Origin of the sequence: Halorubrum sp. Hd13, from assembly GCF_002252755.1 — an archaeon.
Taxonomy (GTDB): domain Archaea; phylum Halobacteriota; class Halobacteria; order Halobacteriales; family Haloferacaceae; genus Halorubrum.
On the sequence record NZ_NHOY01000078.1, the window covers coordinates 60627 to 80515 of the forward strand.

At 60.9% G+C, this 19889-nt stretch carries 15 protein-coding genes and 1 pseudogene; 8 read left to right on the forward strand and 8 right to left on the reverse strand.

Annotation, left to right across the window (positions count from 1 at the left end; translation table 11 throughout):
• Nucleotides 1–130: 130 nt before the first annotated feature.
• From DJ81_RS10640 to DJ81_RS10645, 3 genes are read right to left on the reverse strand one after another with little or no spacing between them, the layout of a single operon-like run.
• A complete protein-coding gene (locus DJ81_RS10640; protein WP_094589652.1) occupies nucleotides 131–1204 on the reverse strand; it encodes an RNA ligase family protein in 1074 nt (357 codons plus the stop codon).
• A gap of 27 nt (nucleotides 1205–1231) precedes the next feature.
• Nucleotides 1232–1501, reverse strand: coding sequence for a hypothetical protein (locus DJ81_RS18815; protein ID WP_141212570.1), 270 nt, complete (start codon nucleotides 1499–1501; stop codon nucleotides 1232–1234).
• A gap of 15 nt (nucleotides 1502–1516) precedes the next feature.
• Nucleotides 1517–1768: a hypothetical protein gene (locus DJ81_RS10645; protein WP_094589654.1), complete on the reverse strand. Its 252-nt coding sequence runs from the start codon at nucleotides 1766–1768 to the stop codon at nucleotides 1517–1519.
• Between the two features lie 259 nt (nucleotides 1769–2027).
• On the opposite strand from DJ81_RS10645, the gene aglF reads away from it, so the two are divergent.
• Nucleotides 2028–2792: a UTP--glucose-1-phosphate uridylyltransferase AglF gene (aglF, locus tag DJ81_RS10650; RefSeq protein ID WP_094589656.1), complete on the forward strand. Its 765-nt coding sequence runs from the start codon at nucleotides 2028–2030 to the stop codon at nucleotides 2790–2792.
• A gap of 182 nt (nucleotides 2793–2974) precedes the next feature.
• Here aglF and DJ81_RS10655 read toward each other — a convergent pair whose 3' ends face one another.
• The gene (locus DJ81_RS10655; protein ID WP_094589658.1) at nucleotides 2975–4378 is read right to left on the reverse strand and encodes a sugar transferase; all 1404 of its coding nucleotides are present in this window, start codon (nucleotides 4376–4378) and stop codon (nucleotides 2975–2977) included.
• A 958-nt stretch (nucleotides 4379–5336) separates the two neighbouring features.
• Here DJ81_RS10655 and DJ81_RS10660 point away from each other — a divergent pair.
• Complete coding sequence (locus tag DJ81_RS10660; RefSeq protein WP_141212571.1) at nucleotides 5337–6848, forward strand: hypothetical protein; 1512 nt, start codon at nucleotides 5337–5339, stop codon at nucleotides 6846–6848.
• 578 nt (nucleotides 6849–7426) lie between these two features.
• On the opposite strand, the gene DJ81_RS10675 is transcribed toward DJ81_RS10660, so the two are convergent.
• The gene (locus DJ81_RS10675; RefSeq protein ID WP_094589662.1) at nucleotides 7427–8356 is read right to left on the reverse strand and encodes an IS1595 family transposase; all 930 of its coding nucleotides are present in this window, start codon (nucleotides 8354–8356) and stop codon (nucleotides 7427–7429) included.
• Between the two features lie 295 nt (nucleotides 8357–8651).
• On the opposite strand from DJ81_RS10675, the pseudogene DJ81_RS10680 reads away from it, so the two are divergent.
• Together DJ81_RS10680 and DJ81_RS10685 are read left to right on the forward strand one after the other, a co-directional pair.
• Nucleotides 8652–9214: pseudogene (locus DJ81_RS10680) on the forward strand (IS5 family transposase).
• A 1034-nt stretch (nucleotides 9215–10248) separates the two neighbouring features.
• On the forward strand, nucleotides 10249–10989 hold the full coding sequence (locus DJ81_RS10685) for a homing endonuclease associated repeat-containing protein (RefSeq protein ID WP_094589664.1): 741 nt from the start codon (nucleotides 10249–10251) through the stop codon (nucleotides 10987–10989).
• 73 nt (nucleotides 10990–11062) lie between these two features.
• Here DJ81_RS10685 and glmS read toward each other — a convergent pair whose 3' ends face one another.
• On the reverse strand, nucleotides 11063–12922 hold the full coding sequence (gene glmS, locus DJ81_RS10690; RefSeq protein WP_094589667.1) for a glutamine--fructose-6-phosphate transaminase (isomerizing): 1860 nt from the start codon (nucleotides 12920–12922) through the stop codon (nucleotides 11063–11065).
• 2 nt (nucleotides 12923–12924) lie between these two features.
• A complete protein-coding gene (locus tag DJ81_RS10695; protein ID WP_094589669.1) occupies nucleotides 12925–14100 on the reverse strand; it encodes a sugar phosphate nucleotidyltransferase in 1176 nt (391 codons plus the stop codon).
• A 47-nt stretch (nucleotides 14101–14147) separates the two neighbouring features.
• Between DJ81_RS10695 and DJ81_RS19675 the strand changes: the two genes are divergently transcribed.
• Nucleotides 14148–14393: a hypothetical protein gene (locus DJ81_RS19675; RefSeq protein WP_249269121.1), complete on the forward strand. Its 246-nt coding sequence runs from the start codon at nucleotides 14148–14150 to the stop codon at nucleotides 14391–14393.
• Between the two features lie 69 nt (nucleotides 14394–14462).
• Nucleotides 14463–14630, forward strand: a complete 168-nt coding sequence (locus DJ81_RS19680) for a PIN domain-containing protein (protein WP_275542430.1) — start codon at nucleotides 14463–14465, stop codon at nucleotides 14628–14630.
• 13 nt (nucleotides 14631–14643) lie between these two features.
• On the opposite strand, the gene glmU is transcribed toward DJ81_RS19680, so the two are convergent.
• Nucleotides 14644–15855: a bifunctional sugar-1-phosphate nucleotidylyltransferase/acetyltransferase gene (gene glmU, locus DJ81_RS10705; protein WP_094589671.1), complete on the reverse strand. Its 1212-nt coding sequence runs from the start codon at nucleotides 15853–15855 to the stop codon at nucleotides 14644–14646.
• 166 nt (nucleotides 15856–16021) lie between these two features.
• Between glmU and DJ81_RS10710 the strand changes: the two genes are divergently transcribed.
• Complete coding sequence (locus tag DJ81_RS10710) at nucleotides 16022–16948, forward strand: NAD-dependent epimerase/dehydratase family protein (protein ID WP_094589673.1); 927 nt, start codon at nucleotides 16022–16024, stop codon at nucleotides 16946–16948.
• A gap of 147 nt (nucleotides 16949–17095) precedes the next feature.
• Entirely contained in the window at nucleotides 17096–19786 is a 2691-nt protein-coding gene (locus tag DJ81_RS19220) for a PGF-CTERM sorting domain-containing protein (protein WP_094589675.1), read from the forward strand.
• The last annotated feature ends 103 nt before the right edge of the window (nucleotides 19787–19889 follow it).

A 19889-nucleotide genomic window follows, 5' to 3' on the forward strand; every position in this document is an offset into this window, starting at 1 on the left:
AGAGTTGGTCGCCAACCTCAATAGCCAAAATGCCGTGGGTGAGACAAACATATCGGCCGTGTCCAACACAAGAGGTTGGAGGTCTACAGGCGGTTCAAAGCGGGTGCCTTGGGGCGTAACCCGCGGCAATTCACGAGAGATGTTGCCAAATCGTCGTCGGGTCGGCGTCGTTCAGTTCGGCGTTCGTCTCCATTTTTCGAAGTTCTGTGACACACCGCTTGGCGACGAGTGGATAGACGTCCGCAGGCGTGAACTCGAACTCAAGTCGCATGATTTCGGACCAGTGTTCGGCCCAGATGTCTTCGACGACCCGGGGATACAGATCTTCCACGAGATGAAGGCCGAACTCGTGACCTTCTTCGATAACCAGCGAGCGAACCGTCTTGCGGATCCGGGCAGACGTACAGTACATCGCGACGAGCTGTTCAGCACCCGTCTCTGCGTCATCCGGGTCTTGACCGAACTGTTCGCGATTCAACTCCTCGAACGCGTCGCGGACCACTTTCACACGGCGGTCTTGGCTGTCGCTACGGACGACGACGCCTTCCGCACGGATATCGCCGGCAAGCGACGACTGTGGAACGGTGTAGGTCTCTGGATCAAACTCGGTCGGCTTGCCGATGATCGTTGCAGGAACGAACGCGCGATCAGGCGACACGTTCCCGAATCGGATCCGGTCGAAGACGCCCCAAGCCGACTCAGTCGGGAGAAATCCCTCGAAGGTTTCAGCGTATGGACTGCCTGGTGGCGTCATCGAGTCGATAGACGAGTACGGAAGGACATCGAAGCCGACGAGAGCGGGAAGGTCGCGTTCGGTGTATCCATAGTCTAGCGTCGAGTACACCAAGTTCTCTGCGTACACGATGAGTGGGCCACCGTGTTCGTCGTGGGCTCGACGGAGGGCGTCCACGTCGATCCCGTCGCGGAGACACCGAACGGCGCGGTGGAGCGCCCCGTCAATGTCCTCGAGATCATCACGATGACAGCACATGATGGAGCGCCGCGTTCCGAAGACGAGGCTGCCGTCCCCGTCGGCGGCATTTATGACAGGATCTGGGTAGGACGACGCGTGACGCTCGTCATAGAGCGTAAATCGGAATGAGCTCCCGTCGAACTTCTCGAGGACCACCAAATCCTCAACATCGAAGAACGACTCCGGGACGACGGGATGATCGTATCGTGGGATCTTCGGGTATACTTTCATCGGCTAGTGGTAGAGTGTTTTGGGGGATCAAGTATCACCGTTCGGTGGCCACTCAAGACCCTCCCACGTTCGAACGGCGTCGCCGATGGCCGTCTGAAACTCATCGACCGGCGTGGTACGGACACTGGAGGGCATCGGACCGTAATCGTCCCATTCCGCAGTGTAGCGGACGACTCTCGATCGGAGACGACCGTCTCTTGAGTCCAGATCGTACGTTTCGAAGATGTGGTGGACACCGAGCACGAGTACCTCCCCAAGCTCATCGTGTCGATAAATCGTGTTTTCAGTGAGGTTCATGTGTGTTCGACGCACTCATTCAATCTCTACGTCCGGCCGGTCGATACCGGCTTTGAGGTCGGTGAGGTCGCGTTCGAGTCGATCGATGTGCGTTTCGAGGTCTTCGACGCTCATCAAAGCGAGACGAAGGAACGCCTCGTCCCACTCCGACATCAACGGAAGCTGACCATTCGATGCTGGCGGGTCGTCCGACTGTCGTATGCGTTTGCGGACGAGTTCTTCGCGAGCGCAGCGCAGTTCTCGACGGAGGAGTTCGTCGTCGTTCATGGGTTCACACACCGGAGTACAGCCCGCTACGGCCCCGGAAGGGCTGTCGCACGGGCCGTCTCACCGAGTGTGTGGCTTTCCGACCAGCGATCGGAGATTCATGACACGTTGTGCCGAGAGCCACTATAAATACTTTCTGTGGAGTACACCGGTCCCAGTACAGCCTACCAGTTCCAGCTGTGCACGTCAAATTGTGTGGAAACCGTCCCGGATTGTGAAGGCAGAATCCTTATGATTGCCTGAACTGAACTGTCGGATCATGAAAGCAGTCGTACTCGCGGCCGGCAAGGGCACGCGCCTCCGCCCGCTCACGGACGACAAGCCCAAGGGGATGGTCGAGGTCGCCGACAAACCCCTCATCACCCACTGCTTCGATCAGCTGATCGACCTGGGCGCCGACGAACTCATCGTCGTCGTCGGCTACATGAAGGAGAACATCATCGACCACTACGGCGACGAGTACGAGGGCGTCCCAATCACCTACACCCACCAGCGCGAACAGAACGGGCTCGCCCACGCGCTGCTCACCGTCGAGGAGCACATCGACGACGACTTCATGCTTATCCTCGGCGACAACATATTTCAAGCCAACCTCCAGGACGTGGTCCGTCGCCAGCGTGAAGACCGTGCAGACGCCGCCTTCCTCGTCGAGGAGGTCCCCTGGGAGGAGGCCTCCCGCTACGGCGTCTGTGACACCAACCAGTACGGCGAGATTACGGACGTCGTCGAGAAGCCAGAAGACCCGCCGAGCAACCTGGTGATGACCGGCTTTTACACCTTCTCACCCGCGATCTTCCACGCGTGTCACCTAGTTCAGCCCTCCAATCGTGACGAGTACGAGATCAGCGATGCGATCGATCTCCTCATCCAGTCCGGCCGCACCATCGACGCGATCGGCCTCGACGGCTGGCGCATCGATGTCGGCTATCCTGAGGATCGTGACGAGGCGGAGCGTCGTCTCACTGAGGGTGCCGAGAACGAACCAGAACAGAGTCCAGACAGTACCATTAAATCAGACGGGTGATTTTCGGACGGTTTCGGTGAAAACAAGAATCGAATAATCTGTCTTATCTTGGACTCTTATACCAGAGTGTCGAGTGTACTTTAGTTGTAAGTCAGCGCTCTCTCAGGAAATCAACACCATATACAAAACCTATTTTAGACGCCAAGCTTCCCAGATGTCCGCTCCGGACCGCTCACCGACAGTTACCTGCGAATCGTCGACATGACATCAAGTCCAACCTTCCAAATCTGGCGCACAACGAGCTTCAGATCGTAGGTGAACGACTGCTGTTTGACGTACTGCAGATCATATCGAAGCTTCTCTTCGGGATCCGTGCTTTTCGCGCCATTCACCTGCGCGAGTCCTGTGAGCCCCGGCTTAACGAACCACCGCTTGCGCCACGACTGTTCTTGCGCCTCCAACAACGATTCTTCCTCAGTCCACACGGCTCGAGGGCCGACAACGCTCATGTCGCCGACGAGAATTGACCACAGCTGAGGAATCTCATCAAGATGGGTCTGTCGCAACACGCGCCCTACACGCGTAATCCGGCCATTCTCATCATCGTCAATCGGCTCAACGGATTCACTCTCTGGCTTCATCGACCGGAATTTGAACACTTCGAACGTCTCACCGAACACCGCCGTACGGTCTTGACTGTACAGGATCGGCCCACCATCATTCATCTTGATTACCACCGCAATTACACAGATGACGGGACTCAACAGGACCAGCCCGGCCACAGCAAACACAACATCGAAGCCGCGCTTGAGCATGTGGTCTTGGATGTCCCACGGCTCAACATCGACGCTGACGAGTGCGCCGACCTCGCTGTCTGCAGTCAACACGCGGTCAGCTTGATCGCGGTGAACAAGCGCATCAACACCGTGTTCATAACACGCGTCAAGCGCACCGAAGAACTCAGCCCGATCGGTATGGTTGAACGCTAACACAACAGTATCGACATCGTACTCGACGAGGACATCCTCAATCCGCGACAGCCCACCGATCCGGTCGACTCCACTGAGCTGGAGGCCCCCATCGGCAATTGCGGGCGTCTGCTTCGCCGATGTCCCAGCCGTAATTACACTCGTCGGGCAGAGATACCCCAGAAGGGGAATATCGATGTCAGCCGCCAGTGTTTCGATCGCGTCTGGATCATCCCCGACGATGATCGCACGTTGGGAGTCACCGTCCGGCCGCCGCCGAATCCAGACAAACCACGCGGGCAACACCACGAGCAACAGCGGGGTGATCGCGATCAGTGTCGTCCGCGGGAGCCGATAGGTATAATCAAAATACCCGATTGCCGCAAGCGTGAGCATGGCGACCAGCACCCGCTTTTGGGTGAGCGCGATGGTGTCGAGAATCCGCCGCGGCCGTGGCTTGTACAGCGGCAGAAACGCCGCCGTCACGATGAGGACGGTCGTCACCAGCTCAAAGACAAGCTCGGCACCCATTGGCGCGTCCGCCGCCAGCCGCCCAACGACTGGCAGGCGGGTGAACAGCGCGTGCACAACGCTACTGTTGGCAGCGATAACAGCAAGGGCAGTAATGACTGCGACACCGCCAACGCTGCGCAGTCGGTACTGCCACCCGGAGAGCATTACTCAGCCCTTTGGACGGAGCTATATAAATCAACTGCGATAGATGTGACAGCAACGTGGTGACAGTAGCACTCGTAAACACACAACTCGGCGTCACACCCAGGATACGCTCGTGGTGTGCGCCGTGTGGAACCGATCCACAAAGGCCATCCCAGCCACAGGTCGGTTGCTGGGACATAGCAGTGAGAGACAAACACTGAGCGAAGCCACAGATACATTACCCGGGATGGTCGTTATCTTATCGCTGAAGCGCCAATCTGTGTCGCCCGTGACTGCGTGACACGGCGCTTCAGCAGTTCTACAGGCCAAGTGAGAGCCCTCGCCGGTTGTGTTAAGCTGCTCGAGAGTGTGGTGTGTCAGATTCGGCCCACGGCTAACGACGCAGGCATTCTCTTTGCTCGTAAAATAAATCTAACGTATTGATTAGTTAAGAGGTTAGCTTTCAATAGGGACCGTTGGTCCCTGCTGAGAGCGGGTTCCTCTCCCACCCGCTTCTTTTCAATCTGTTTGCCTCACACAATCCTCATCAGTACGACGACAGACCGAGAGTTTCACTAACACGCCCACGACTCCAGCGGTGGGGTACAGGGTGGCTGGTCGGTATGCCGGACAGTTTTTCTTAAATATGTAGCAGGCGGTCTGGCGTCATGGTTGCGACCTCCCTAGGTGTCCTCTCGGGTACGTCACCGGCAGTGGCTCTCGCTGTGGTCGGCGCCCTCATTCTTGGACTTGCGATAGCGTGCACCGTAATATCAAATAACTAACTTTTATTTGACCCCCCGAGAATCAGAAATCTACCGGGGACGGTGAATGTCACCTCACAGAATCGGTACTACCGAGTTTTGAGAATCTTCACACCCCTTACCAGACTAGAGACAAATCACACAACTCCCAGACAGTCACACATTCATAAAAGATAATAAACACTTTTTGAGAAGCGGAGAGAGTTTGTGTCTGCATGGACGTTGCCACAAGAAAACTCATTGCAGTCGCACTAGCAGCAGTGATGCTGAGCTCCGTCGTGGGGGTCGTTGGAGCCCAGGAACTGCGGCCACAAGTCGCCTCGTCGACAAACACCGATGCGACAGTCGCATTCTCCGATCAGACGACAGACGGGACCTCGGTCACTGTGGATTCGGTAAACATGTCAGACGGCGGGTTCGTGGTGATTCACGACGATAGCCTGCTCGAGGGAGAGGTCACTGGGAGCGTGATCGGCGTCTCGGAGTATCTTGAGCCCGGAGAAACTGAGAACGTCTCAGTCACGCTGTTCGATGGCGTCCCAGGAGCGACGTTCAACCAAACGGAGCTCACCGAGAATCAGACGCTGATCGCGATGCCGCATCGCGACACGAACGCCAACGAGACGTACGACTTCGTCGCGACCAACGGGTCGGAAGACGGACCGTACGTTGCCAATGAGACGGCGATCACTGATGCGGCGAACGTCAGTGTGGAGACCCAACAGACAGCCGGTGAATCGTTCGTCGTAGCCGATCTGAGTGCGCCTGCAGTCATCGAACAGGGCGATACGCTCAACGTCACCGCCACCATCGAAAACCCCAACGATGAGGCCGACACGCAGACCGTCGAGTACCGCTTCGATGGGAATGTGTCGGCCCGTGAGGAGATCAGTCTTGAGGCCGGCGAGTCCACAGCGATCAGTACCTCGGTCAACACGTCTGAGCTCGCGGCCGACACGTACATCCACGGCGTCTACACGCGGACAGACGGGCAACCGGCCCAGGTGCAGGTTGTTGATGAGATCGCTTCGTTTGAGGTCACTGGTCTCTCCGCCCCCGACGCTGTGACCGCCGGCGACACCGTTACCGTGGACGCCACCATCGAGAACCCCAATGAGTTCGCCATTGACCAGCCGGTTCAGTTCCGGTTTGAGGGCGACCTCGTCGAGACACGAAACGTTGATCTTAACGGTGAAAGCTCAACGACCGTGCAGTTCGAGTTCGGCACCGAGGGAACGCCGCCGGGGACGTACATCCACAGCGTCTTCTCGAACGATTTCGGACAAGACGCGATCATCACCGTCGAAGCGCCGGACGACGCGCCCCCGACAGACGGTGAGGACGACGGTGATGGTGACGACGCTGAAGACGGCGATGATGCCGAGGACGGCGAAGACGGAGACGATGGCGACGATGCTGAGAACGGTGACGATACGCAAGATAGCGACGATAGCGCAGGAGAAAACGGAGACGATGCTAATGACGGCGATGAGAGCGATGACGGAACCGACAGTGATGGCGGTGCCGACGAAGATAACGGTGGAACTGACGACGGGACCGACGGAGACGATGCCGCAGACGGTGACGACGAAGCGAACGGGGAGAATACAGAGAACGGCGACGACAGTGATAGCAACGACGACGAAACCGACGGCAACGGGAATGATGACGGCAACAACAGCGAAGATGGTGATGACCAGCAGTCGGACTCGCCTGAGGACGGGTAGCTAACCCCCGTTCACAGGGTCTCTCCAACAACCGATGTCCGGATCGGTATATTTTCTCGACGCCTTGTTCGACACACCGGTCAACGATGTGTTTCGAGAGGGTGTGAAGGAAGTGGTCTTTACCTCGGGCGCTCTTCTGGCGGAGATTGTTGATACGGAATTGTTGCGGCGGTCGATAACCACAATCAGCACCCAGACACGTTCTCCAGTGGACTTTCAGATCAGCGGAACTCTCGTAGAATCGCAGGACAGTTCGTCATCAACAATGTGCTACACATAAGCGACCTCGGGAAATCCGCTTAGTGAAGAATCCAGATGGGCAGTGGACGACTCGTGATCCCCGTGTCGGAGTGACTCCTCAAAATAAAAGCCGGGACGGAGCAATTGACAATCATGATGCCGTCATTGAGGCGGTAAAAGGCGATAGCGGGCGGTCTCCAACCGACGAGGAGATACGTGACCTCGGTGTTGATCCTGAAGTCGCTCAGTCACAGAGCGACGAGCTTCCCGACTTTCCAGCGTTCGCCTTCGGTCATACATATTCATGTCATACGCTCTTGTGTAGCACATTGTTGATTTCAGAGGGTTGCTTTGACGGCGTGTTTGAGCGCTTTTCGTCCGGGTTTGCGGTAGAGCTCTCGTCTGAGTTGGAACGCTCGGAGATACTGTGTGAGGCGATCTTTTGAGATACCTCGATGCGGCGAGAGCCACCGTCGCGCCAGCGACGCGTGGCTCTCGCAGGTATTCACGTGGACCGTGTCGTTGGCGTACTCACCGTCTCGGTGAACGACGTATTCGCGGTCGAATTGCTCACCTTCATCAAGTGGATCGTACGCGCAAAATCCGTCGGTATAGACGGTGAGAGGCTCCTGCTGGCGGTCAGCCAGCAGGAGCCGGATCGTCGATTCGTCTGCGGATTTCGCCGGCACAACGTACCGTTGCTCGGTGCCACGATCCACGAGGACGAACACGGGCGGTTTGTCTTGATCATACCTTCCGCGTCCGCGTCGAGAGAGGCCGCGAGAGCGCGACCACCGGTCGCGCTCGCGGCCTTTCAAGCCGGCAGAGACGTAGAATTCGTCAATTTTGACTGGGCCACGGAGATCGAGTGACGGCGCGTCGAGCGCTTCAGCGAAGCGTTCGACACGCCTGTGAATCGTTTTGTAGGTGACCTCGATTTCGCACTGTAACTGCCTGAGACTTGTGTTAAACCGCAAAAACGCGTAGATCGAAAACAGCCACTTGCGGAGTGCGATCTTCGAGTGAGCGAAGATTGTGCCGGTCTTATCGTTGAACGTGCGGCCGCAATCCTTACAGAGATACCGCTGAAAGTGCCCGTAGCTGCCGTTTCTGACCGTTCGGTCAGAACGGCAGCGAGGACAAGAAACGCCGTCACGCCAGCGAACCTGCTGTAACAGGTCCGCTGCGACCGATTCCGACCCAAACACATCCAGCGGGCCGTGTTTAGACGCCGTGTAGAGGCGTTCTCTCCCGGAAGTATGAGTGATTGAAGCGGGAAGAGTCGAGTATGCCCACCCAACTCGCCCGCTTCACCGACCGTTGCGTCGATTTATCTCAAAAAGCTGTCGTTGGTGACCCAGATCCACCACTTGAGACGGGTGAGGGTGGGTATGCAGATTGGGTAATCGTCGCACTTCACTGTCTGAGAGAGTATCTCGATCACCCGTATCGACGGTTGCTCGATGTGCTTCAAGAGATGCCGAGGATCGTCTCTAAGCTCGGTCTCACCGCGGACGAACTCCCGGATTTTACCACGGTTGTACCAGAAAGCAGGATCTCAAGATGCGTATCTGGCGCGTTCTCTTGCGAGCTTCTGCGTCACTCCACAAGTTCGGCGAAGTGCAGGCAATCGACGCAACTGGTTTTCAGCGACACAAAGCCAGTCGGCAGTACGTGATCCGCGTCGGCTACAACTTCGACGACATCAAAACTACGGCACTGGTGGACTGCGATTCGACGGCGGTCATCGACGTACATTTTTCGATGAAACAGCCACACGACACCCAGATCGGCCGGCAGGTGCTCACCAGAAATTTGGAGCAGCTGAACACCGTCGTCGCCGACAAAGGCTACGACTGGGACGCGCTTCGGCACGAACTCAGAGACGCTGGCGTGCGTCCAGTCATTAAAATCTTGAGTTCTACCCGCTCGACAAAGCGCACAACGCTCGTCACGACGAGGACATCTACCACCGCCGCTCACTCGTCGAGGCAATCTTCTACGCCCTGAAGCGTCGGTTCGGTGAGAAGTTACGTGCCAGAACGTGGTTTGGCCAGTTTAGAGAACTCGTTCTAAAGGCCACCGTCAGAAACATAGAACAGGCCGTCAGTCACTCACAACCGTGATCTCACGCGTCTAAACAAGCCCCATCCAGCGGAATCATTCGTGTCGGACACCGCTGACGCGGTGTCCTTGTCCTCTTCGACTCCACAGCGACAGCTCACCAGTATCAACAATCTCCTACGGAAGAGCGCATGTCATATTCGTACTCATAGCCTTCGGGCGGAAGGCATTCAGTACGAGCCTTCTCTGGGACAGATCAACCTCGACACAATCAGAATCGTCGACACACCGCGATCCCACCCGTGAGTTCTCAGAGACATCCGACCGCGGATTTTCGTAGTTCGTATTCTGGCACCGGATACTCACGGACTTCCCAACGAAGCGTTCAGATTTCTTTACTCGAAACACGGCGCGAGGATTTGCAGTATACAGCCTCTAAGTCAGCGACGACAGTTTTGAAAACCATTGGGTCGGTTGGAGACGGTCGGGGTCTAGCACGTCGATACACTGGTTTGAGAGACTAGTACGGTCCAAGTTCCGGACAGTGAGTAGTTCACGAAGACCATCTGGATTGTAGTCCGTGTCGGAGACGATCAGTTCTTTCCCTTCAGGTCGGACTGTCGCTGCAATCGTCAGGAATCGACAGCAACGGCTCGCTCAAATTTCTCACGCGCTTCGGTGAGGTCTGCCTCACCTGCTGAAAACACCTCACTAGCGAGAAATTCGGAAATACAGGCTCTGTTAAAACCCTCAGCAAGTGATATGTTCTGCTCAGATTGCGGTCAACATAGGACCTCACAGTCCACGAGAATTCATCAGCAATCGTAGCAGCATAGCTAAAGTCAGCACCATCACAACGGTGAATGTAATTGCGATGATAAGAGTCCCAGTACCGATCATACCTGTTCTCAAGTGTACAACCTGAATAACACATCGGCTCAAAGATTCCTCTGGGACTTTTCGGGCCGATCAGCTCGTACTCTTCAGCGACCAGACGTACCATGCGATAATATGTCTGAAAAGTAGGATTTCAACAGAGCCGCGTTCCAACACAATCCGAAGGCTGAAGCCCTGTGAGTGTTTCAATCACGAGACGATGGCCTACAGCGATGCGGAGTTGCTCGACGATATTCAGGCGGTGGCGACGGTCGTCGAGCGGGCACCGTCCATCCAAGATTATCGTGATCACGGCGAGTACGCGGTGACAACGATCACCCGGCGTTTCGACTCGTGGCAGGATGCGGTGGCACGTGCCGGCTTCGAGCCACACACCGCAGAGAGCGAAATTCCAACGGACGAGCTGCTTGCTGAACTCCGGCACCTTGCTGAGGAGCACGACACCCGCCCAACAGCCGACCTGATGAACGACGAGGGAAAGTACTGGGTGTCGACGTACCGACGGCGGTTTGGGTCGTGGACGAACGCGCTCGCCGAAGCCGGGGTTGAACCGGCAGACGCGCGCACAGCCGAGGAGATTTCCGACGAGGAGCTGCTCGCGGCACTCGACAAGCTGGCCACCGCACGCGGTGTGACGCCGTCGTTCGAAGAGATGGAGCGTGACGGCCCGTACAGCCCGCGCACGTACGTCAACCGCTTCGGATCGTGGACTGCGGCACTCGAGGCGGTCGGTCTCGAACCCCGTGGATCCGGCAGGGTGAGCGACGCGGATCTGCTCGCTGAACTCCGTTGCTTACGTGCTGAGCTCGGCACCAAGCCGGTCGCTGATGACGTGCGTGAAGAGGGCGCGTATAGCCTGACGACGTATCAACGGCGGTTCGGATCCTGGTCGGGCGCTAAAGATGCGGCGTTCGATGAGTCAGAGTCCTCCCGCAGCTGAAGCCGTGGGGTTCCTTTGTGTACCCCTATGACTCGACCACGGATTGGTGCCAGTCTATAGAGAACCGCATCTCCTACTCAACAGTCACGCTCTTCGCCAGATTCCGCGGTTTGTCAATTGGCCGCCCCTTCTTATTCGCCACATGATACGCGAATAACTGCAAGTACACGTTGGCCACCAGCGGCTCGACGACGCCTACGTCGGGCACGGCAAATGACACGTCGAGCGTATTGTACTCCTCACCAGCCGACACACAGCCCAGCGCCGGTGCCCCACGCGTCTGCGCTTCAGTGACGTTGTTCATCGTCTCGTCGGCCCGCGCTCTCTCGGTCAACACCGCCACCACGGGCGTCTCAGGCGTCACCAACGCGAGCGGACCGTGCTTGAGTTCGCCTGCGGCGAATCCCTCAGCGTGGTCATACGAGATCTCCTTGAGCTTCAGGGCGCCCTCCAACGCGACGGGAACCCCCAACTCCCGCCCGACGAAGAAGAACGCCTCACTGTCTTGGAACTGTTGGGCGGCTTCCCGAACCTGCTGTTCTTCGTCAAGCACCTGTTGAACTGCACCGGGCAATCCCTGCAAATCCTCTAAGACGGAACGGGCGTCGGCGGCGCCGAGCGCGCCGCGATCCCGCCCTACGCCAACGGCGAGCATCGCGAGCGTCGCGACCTGCGAGGCGAACGTTTTCGTCGCCGCCACGCCGATCTCCGGGCCGGCCCGAATGAACGCGGTGCCATCGACCTCTCGGGTCACCGTGCTCCCGAGCGTGTTCGTCACAGCGAACGTCCGCGCGCCCGCGGCGTTCGCGCGCCGCACCGCCCCGAGCGTGTCGGCGGTCTCCCCGCTCTGGGTGACTGCAACGACAAGGGTCCGATCGGGCGTGCGGCCCGCGCCGAACTCGTACTCGCTGGCGATCTCGACGCTCGCGCGCACCCCCGCAAGCTCCTCGAACAGCTGGGCGGCATATCGCCCCGCGTAATACGATGTCCCGCAGGCGACGATCTGGATCTCCTCTAGGTCGGCGAGAAAGCCGGGCGGGAACGAGACATTCAAATCCACGTCACCGGCGTCGACGTCCAACCGTCCGGTGAGCGTCTGTCGGAGCGCGGAGGGCTGTTCGTGGATCTCTTTGCGCATGTAGTGGTCATAGCCACCCTTCTCCGCGGCGTCGGCTTCCCATGTAACTGTCTCGATCGCTCGGTTGACCGGCTCACCATCAGCAAAAATCTCGACGCTGTCTGCGGAGAGCGCCGCCACGTCACCATCTTCGAGGTAGGTGACGTTGCGGGTGTGCTTGAGGAACGCCGTTACGTCGCTGGCGACGAACGTCTCGTCCTCGCCACGTCCCAACACCAGCGGGCTCCCGCGCCGCGCGACGATGATTCGATCGGTATCCTCACGCACCACACAGATGGCGTAGCTTCCCTCCAGCCGATCCTCGACGCGCCGGACCGCAGCCGCGAGATCGGCGTCGGCGTCACCAGCGAGTTCTTCCTCGATCAGGTGCGGGATGACCTCGGTGTCTGTGTCGCTGGTGAACTCGTGGTCGGCCAGCCCCTGTTTAATCGCCTCGTGGTTCTCGACGATACCGTTGTGGACGACGGCGACATCACCGACACAGTCCGTATGCGGATGCGCGTTCGCGTCGGTCGGTGGGCCGTGCGTACTCCAGCGGGTGTGGCCGACGCCGTGTGTCGCATCCGATACCTCGGGCACCGTCAGCTCGTTGACCTCGCCGGAGCGCTTTGCGACCGTAAGCCCGCTCGAAGCGCCGACAAGCGCGACGCCTGCAGAGTCGTAGCCGCGGTATTCGAGATTCTGGAGCCCGTGGTGGACGATGTCACCGACACGCTTCGCGACTCCGCCGTCGCTGGCCGTCGTTGCGTCGTCTGTGGCGACGCCGGCACCGACGTAGCCGATAATGCCACACATGGTTATCCCCTCCTGACGACCGCATCAGATTCAACTCGGCCGTCGATCACGACCCCCGCGTCGGTCCGGACGGCGTCGCCGACGACCGCACCCTCGGTGAGCGTCGCCCCACCACCGATCGAGGCGTTATCACCCACTACGCCGCTAAGATCGACGTCGCGGTGGACGGCGTCGCCGACGACCATCGTCGACGCTCCACCGGAGATCGTCGCGTTCGGTCCGATGCGGGCGTTGCCGGCGACGATGGCATCACGCACAACGGCCCCTGCGCCGATGACGGCGTCCGGGAAGATCACGGCGTTCTCGACGACCGCGTTCGCCTCGATCGTCGCGTTGCTTCCGATCGCGGTGCTACCGCCGATCGTGACGTTCGCCCCGACGCGGACGTTGCCCGCAAGCGCCACGTCAGCGGCGGCACTCACCGACTCCTCGAGTGAAGGATCACCGCTTCCCGGCCTCTCCTCCTGTATAAGCCCTGCGTTGACCGTTAGGAGATCCCAGAGATTTGAGACGTCGAGCCACCGACCGTCGTACGGCACTGCTGTCACGCCGCGCTCCCGAGCAATCTCGTTCAGCGTCGCCGTCAGTCCCAACTCGCCGGTCACGTTGGTCTCGCGAATGGCATCGAAGATAGTCGGCGAGAAGCCGTAGACGCCGGCGTTGATCCGATTGGTGTCGACCGGACCCTCGGGCTTTTCTTCGATCCGTGTCACCCGGCCGTCGCCGTCGCTGCTGACGACGCCGTACTCGCGGGGGCGTTCGACAGTTGTGACCGCCATCGCCGGCGCGTCACCGTCGCGGACGCGGTCACAGACCCGCGAGACGAGCGCTGGGTCGACGAGCCGATCACCGTTGAGCACGAGGAATTCGTCATCGATGGCCGATTCAGCTTGCAACACGGCGTGGCCGGTACCAAGCTGCGTCGCCTGTTCGACGTACTCGATGGTCACGCCCCAGTCGTCGCCATCGCCGAAGTGGTTCCGGATCCGTTCTTGCCGGTAGCCGACGACGAGGGCAATCCGATCGATGCCGGCCCCGGCGACCGCTTCGACGACGTGCTCGAGCAGCGGCCGGTTCGCCACGGGGAGCATCGGCTTCGGCCGCCGGTTCGTCAGCGGCTGCAGCCGGCGCCCCTCACCGGCTGCGAGGATGACCGCAGTCACGGGGTCGTCGCTCATACACCGTCCGTCGCCCGCCTGCGGTTTAAATGACTCGTGGTCGAATAATGGAACCTGTCGTGACTGCGAATACGGCTAGTGGGATGAGCGTCTTTGTCGATACGGGAGTATTCTACGCACATCATGATATGGATGCCAGCCGACACGACCTCGGAACGGCAGCACTGAACACCGTTCTCAGATCATCTGAGTACGGTCACGTCATGACGAGCGACTACATCTACGACGAATCAGTGACACTCACACACCGGCGAACGGGTGATATCGACGCTGGAATCGAGATCGGCCGGTGAATCCGAGGTGAGGGATATCCATCGGCCATCGGGCTCCTCCACTCGTCCGAGTCACTTTTTGATCGTACTGTGACGATACAAAAAACGTACGCCGAACATCAACTGAGCTTCACCGACGCGATGACTGTCGCTCACGTCGAACACCACGATATCGATGCGGTGTTGAGCTTCGACAACGATTTTGATGGTGTGGTCACGCGGCTTACGAAAAATCGAGGAGAAAGCCTTGCGCTTTAGCGCGGGGAGGATGTCAATCTGACATCCGATCCCGGGTCATCGCCTCCCCGGGTCCGGTTGTCTCGCCCGCGCCCAGTTTGACGCCGGCGTTCAGCGACGTGTTGATTCCCGTCTTTGCGCCGTCACCGACGATCGTGCCGAGCTTCCGGCGGCCGGTATCCACGCGGTCGCCCTTGACGCTCACCCGGACGTTCGCGTCGTCGTGCCGGAGGTTGGCGACGTTCGTCCCCGCACCGAAATTCACCCCACACCCGAGCACGGAGTCGCCGACATACGAGAGGTGTCCCACCGAGGCGTCGGTCATAAGCACGCTGTTTTTGACCTCGACGCCGTGGCCGACGTGCGCGTTCGGCCCGACGACCGTGGCACCGCGGATGTACGCGTTCGGCCCGACCTCGGCACCGGCCCGGATCAGCGCCGGTCCTTCGATGTACGCCCCGGATCGGAGTGTAGCTCCTTCTTCGACGACGACCGGGCCGTGCAGGTGGACGTCCTCCTCGACGGTGCCGTCAATTGAGCCGCCCGACTCTATGAGTTCGTCGAGCGCCAGCTCGTTCGCCTCCAGCAGCTCCCACGGGCGTCCAACGTCGAGCCACGTACCCGTGTAGGGGGCCACGTCGATCCGGTGGCCGTCGTCGAGGAGAAGTTCGATTGTCGTCGTGATCTCGTACTCGCCGCGCTCGCTTTCGGGCGTCCGCTCGATATACTCGAAGACCGCGGGCTCGAACGTGTAACAGCCGACGTTCGCGAGGGTGGTCGGCGGGTCAGCCGGCTTCTCAACGATGGCCGCGAGCGAGCCGTCGGCAGCGGTCGAGATGACACCGTACGCCCGCGGGTCCTCGACTTCGGTGGCTGCGACAGCCGTCCCGTCGGCGTCGGCAAGGGCCCGCGGGAGCGACGCGTCCACGACCACGTCTCCGTTGAGCACGAGGAACTCATCGTCCACGACGGGCGCGGCCTGCGCCACAGCGTGGGCCGTCCCCTTCGCGTCCGCCTGTCGGACGTAGCTGACCGGGTGGTCCCGATACGTCTCGCCGATCGCCTCGCGGATCAGATCGCCGCGGTAGCCAGTCACGACGACGAACTCGTCGACGACATCGATCGCGGTGTCGAAGACGCGTTCGAGCAGCGAGCGGTCACCGACCGGTAGGAGCGGTTTCGGACGACGATCAGTCAACGGCCGCATGCGGGTCCCGCGACCGGCCGCGAGCACGACTCCGTACATATGCGGGGTCGACGGCGGACCGGGGTTTATCGGCTGCGGTCGACGACGGTCCACACGGCTGACGTCGGAGACGCCAGAGTAGCGTCATTCCGGCTGTTGCGAAACGTCCCAATCACATCTCCGCCGAACCGAAGCGATAATGCCGATTCTCCAGCGACACACGTCCATGCAAAACAGACGCGTCCTCGTCACGGGCGGCGCGGGCTTCATCGGCTCGAATCTCGCGAACCGCCTCGCCGCCGACAACGACGTGATCGCCGTCGACGACACCTACCTCGGCACGCCCGAGAACCTCGATCCCGAGGTCGAGTTCGTCGAGGCCTCCGTCCTCGACGACGACTACCCCGCCGACGTCGACGTCCTCTTCCACCTCGCCGCGCTCTCCTCGCGGAACATGCACGAGAACGACCCCCAGCGCGGCTGCCGCGTCAACGTCGAGGGGTTCGTCAACGCGGTCGAGCGCGCCCGCCAGGAGGGATGCGAGACAGTCGTCTACGCCTCTACCTCCTCGATCTACGGCAGCCGGACCGAACCCTCCCCCGTCGACATGGACGTGGAGGCGCACACCGCCTACGAGGCCTCGAAGCTCGCGCGCGAGCGCTACGCCGAGTACTACGCCAACCACCACGAGATGAACGTCGTCGGCCTCCGCTTCTTCTCCGTCTACCAGGGGTTCGCCGGCAACGAGGAGCACAAGGGCGAGTACGCGAACACGGTCGCGCAGTTCGCCGACGCCATCGCGAACGGCGAGGCGCCCGAGCTGTTCGGCGACGGCAGCCAGACCCGCGACTTCACCCACGTCTCGGACGTCGCCCGCGCCTGCGAGCTCGCCGCCGACCACGAGATCACCGGCGTCTACAACGTCGGCACCCAAGAAGCGTACTCGTTCAACGAGATGGTCGCGATGATCAACGACGCGCTCGGCACGGACATCGACCCCGTCTACATCGAGTGCCCCTTCGACGGCTACGTCCACGACACGATGGCCGACTACTCGCAGTTCCACGAGGCCACCGGCTGGGAACCCGAGATCGGCTTTGAGGAGGGCGTCGAGCTGGTGTGTGAGCCGTACCTGAGCGAAACGGAGCGCTGAGCCGTCGCTAGGCCGAGGACGCCCGACCGAGACGAGGCGGCAACGATCGCTCGAACTGACAGTCACGGAACCGACACAGTAGCCCTAACTCTGACTTAATTCAAATTCGTCGTTTATTACAATCACTCTCGGTCGGGTTGAGCGCGTATGTTCGGCCGCGAGGTCGCCGTCGGCGCTGTCTGCCTCCTGGTGGTCCTCGCTGTGGTCTCGCTCTCCGGAGGCGTCGGCGTCTCGGCCGCCGATGTCGACGCCGAACTCCGAGTCGTCGACGCCGATCCGGCGGCGGACACGACCGGTGGAGCCGACCGCGCGAGAGTCATCGCGACCGGCGAAATCGATGGGCCCGTAGGGTCGAACCCGTCGGACGGGCCGGGCTCCCCTGAGGAGACGGACGACACGGGCGAGTCCGAGGAGCCAGAAGGCCACGGAGGACCGGACGAGCCTGCGGGATCTGACGATTCGGACAAGCCTGCGGGACCTGACGATTCGAATGAGCCCGAAGAACCGGGAATCCCAGACGAGAGCGACGATTCGGACGACCCTGGCGAGTCGGAGGCGCCCGGAGATTCGAACGAACCAGAGGACTCTGAGGAGGCAGACGAGACCGAGGAGGCGGACGAGTCCGGCGACACCGACGAGACAGAAGACTCTGAGGAGGCGGACGAGTCCGGCGACACCGACGAGCCAGAAGACTCTGAGGAGGCGGACGATTCGGACGATACCGACGAGCCAGACGACTCCGAGGAACCGGACGATTCGGACGATACCGACGAGCCAGAAGACTCCGAGGAACCGGACGATTCGGACGATACCGACGAGGAGCAGACCGATTCGGAAGATACTGAGGAGTCTGACGATTCAGACGAGCCGGACGCTCCCGGGGAGTCTGAGGAGTCGAACGCGTCTGACGAGCCCGACGAACCGAGAGAATCTGAGGAGACAAACGATTCGACGGACTCTGAAGGAACAGACGATCCGGGAAAGACGGACGAATCCGAGGCGCCTGCAGAGTCCAACGGTCCTGAGGAGTCGGACGATCCCGGTGAACCGGACGAAACTGAGGAATCAGACCAGTCGGAAGAACCGGACGAATCGGACGACCCGAGTGAGTCAGACGGTTCCGACGGCCCAGAAGGAGCTGACGATTCCGGCGATCCGGGCGACACTGGGGAGTCGAACGAGACGGGTGCCCCCGGCGGCTCTGAGGAGTCGAACGTCTCGGACGGGCGAGACGATCCGGACGACTCCGGTGAAACGGACGGTTCCACCGACCCGGAGGAGTCGAACGACTCTGGGGAGTCGAACGAGCGCGACGACTCCGACGAGTCGAAAGATTCGCAAGATGCCGATGGGTCGGGGGATTCAGACGGCTCGGACGGATCTGACAACCCCGGCGAGCCGGGCGGTGCTGAGGAGTCGAACGGGACGGACGATCCCGACAACTCGGGGAACTCTGCGGAGTCGGACGGTCCCGGGAATCCGGGCGACGCTGAGGGATCGGACGACTCCGAGGGATCGGACGCGTCGGACGAGGCCGACGAAGGGGGCGATCCCGGAGAGACCGAAGGGTCCGGGGAAGCGGGCGATACCGACGAGCCAGACGACCCCGGAGAGTCTGACGATTCGAACGGATCTGCGGGGTCTGCCGACCCGGGCGACGCTGGAGAGAGCGACGACACCGACGACGCAGGCGAGTCGGTGGAGTCCGCGGAATCGGACGAACCCGAGGGGTCGGACGATCCCGCTGAGTCCTCCGATTCAGACGGTTCAAATGACTCGGTTCAATCGGCAGATCCGAACGGTTCCGAGAATACCGAGGTGTCAGAGGCGCCCGAGGACTCAGCGGAACCGGACGAGTCCGGCGAGTCGAGCGACCCCAACGAGTCGAGCCAGCCTGACGAGTCGGAACCCCCGCGGAATTTCGGCGAGTCGGACGACGACGACGATGAGCCGGACGAGCCGGACGACCCCGAGCCGACCGTGATCCGTTCCGAATCGGAGGGGGCCGTCACCGTCGACGTCGAGGGAGCGGACGGCGAGCGCCAGGACGTCGCCGTTGATCTTGCCGGCCCATCGGACTCGCGACCGGTCGTGTCGGTGTCCGCGGTCGGTATCGACCCGGCCGGAGACGCCAGGGCGTATCAGGCGACGATCGGACGTCCGGCGGCCGAGCCGGACGGCCGTGAGCCCGTTTCGCGCGGGACGGAGCTCGGGTACGTGGCGTTCGACTCCACGCTCGACCCGGCCGACACGAACGCGGCGACGCTTCGCTTCGCCGTCGACTCCGAGTCGCTCCCGAGCGAGGCGAGCCCGGAGCACGTCGCGGCGTTGCGATACGCCGACGGCGAGTGGACGACAGAGAACGTCTCGCACGACCGGGAGGGCGAGACGCACACGGTCACGCTGCCGCACGCGACGCCCGTGGCGATCGTCGCGCTCGAACCCGGCCGCGTCCGGATCACAGAGAGCGAAGTGCCGGCGGACTGGGTCCGGGCCGGCTACGAGACGACCCTCCGGACGACGGTGGAAAATCCCGGTGACCGCCCCGCGACCCGGAATCTCACCGTCGCGATGCACGGCGACCCCGTCGCCGAGCGGCGGGTGTCGCTCGGCCCGGGCGAGAGCGCGACCCTCGAAGTGACGTTCGAGCCGCCCGAGAGCGGGACGGTGTCGCTCGAGGGGAACGAAGTGGGGTCGATCGAACTCCGGGACGACGGCGACGCCGAGTCGACGTCGACGGGCGCCGAGACGAGCGAGACCGCCCCGGGATTCGGCGTGGTCGCCGCGGTGCTCGCGCTCTTGGTGGCGGGGCTCGGGGTCCGGAGGCGACGGCCGTAGCCCGCCCGTGGGTCCGTAGACCCGTGGTCTCGAACGCCGACCGCGAGGGCATAGGAGAGAGCCGAACGCGCCCCTCGAAGCCCAACGTTGATACGTCCCGCGT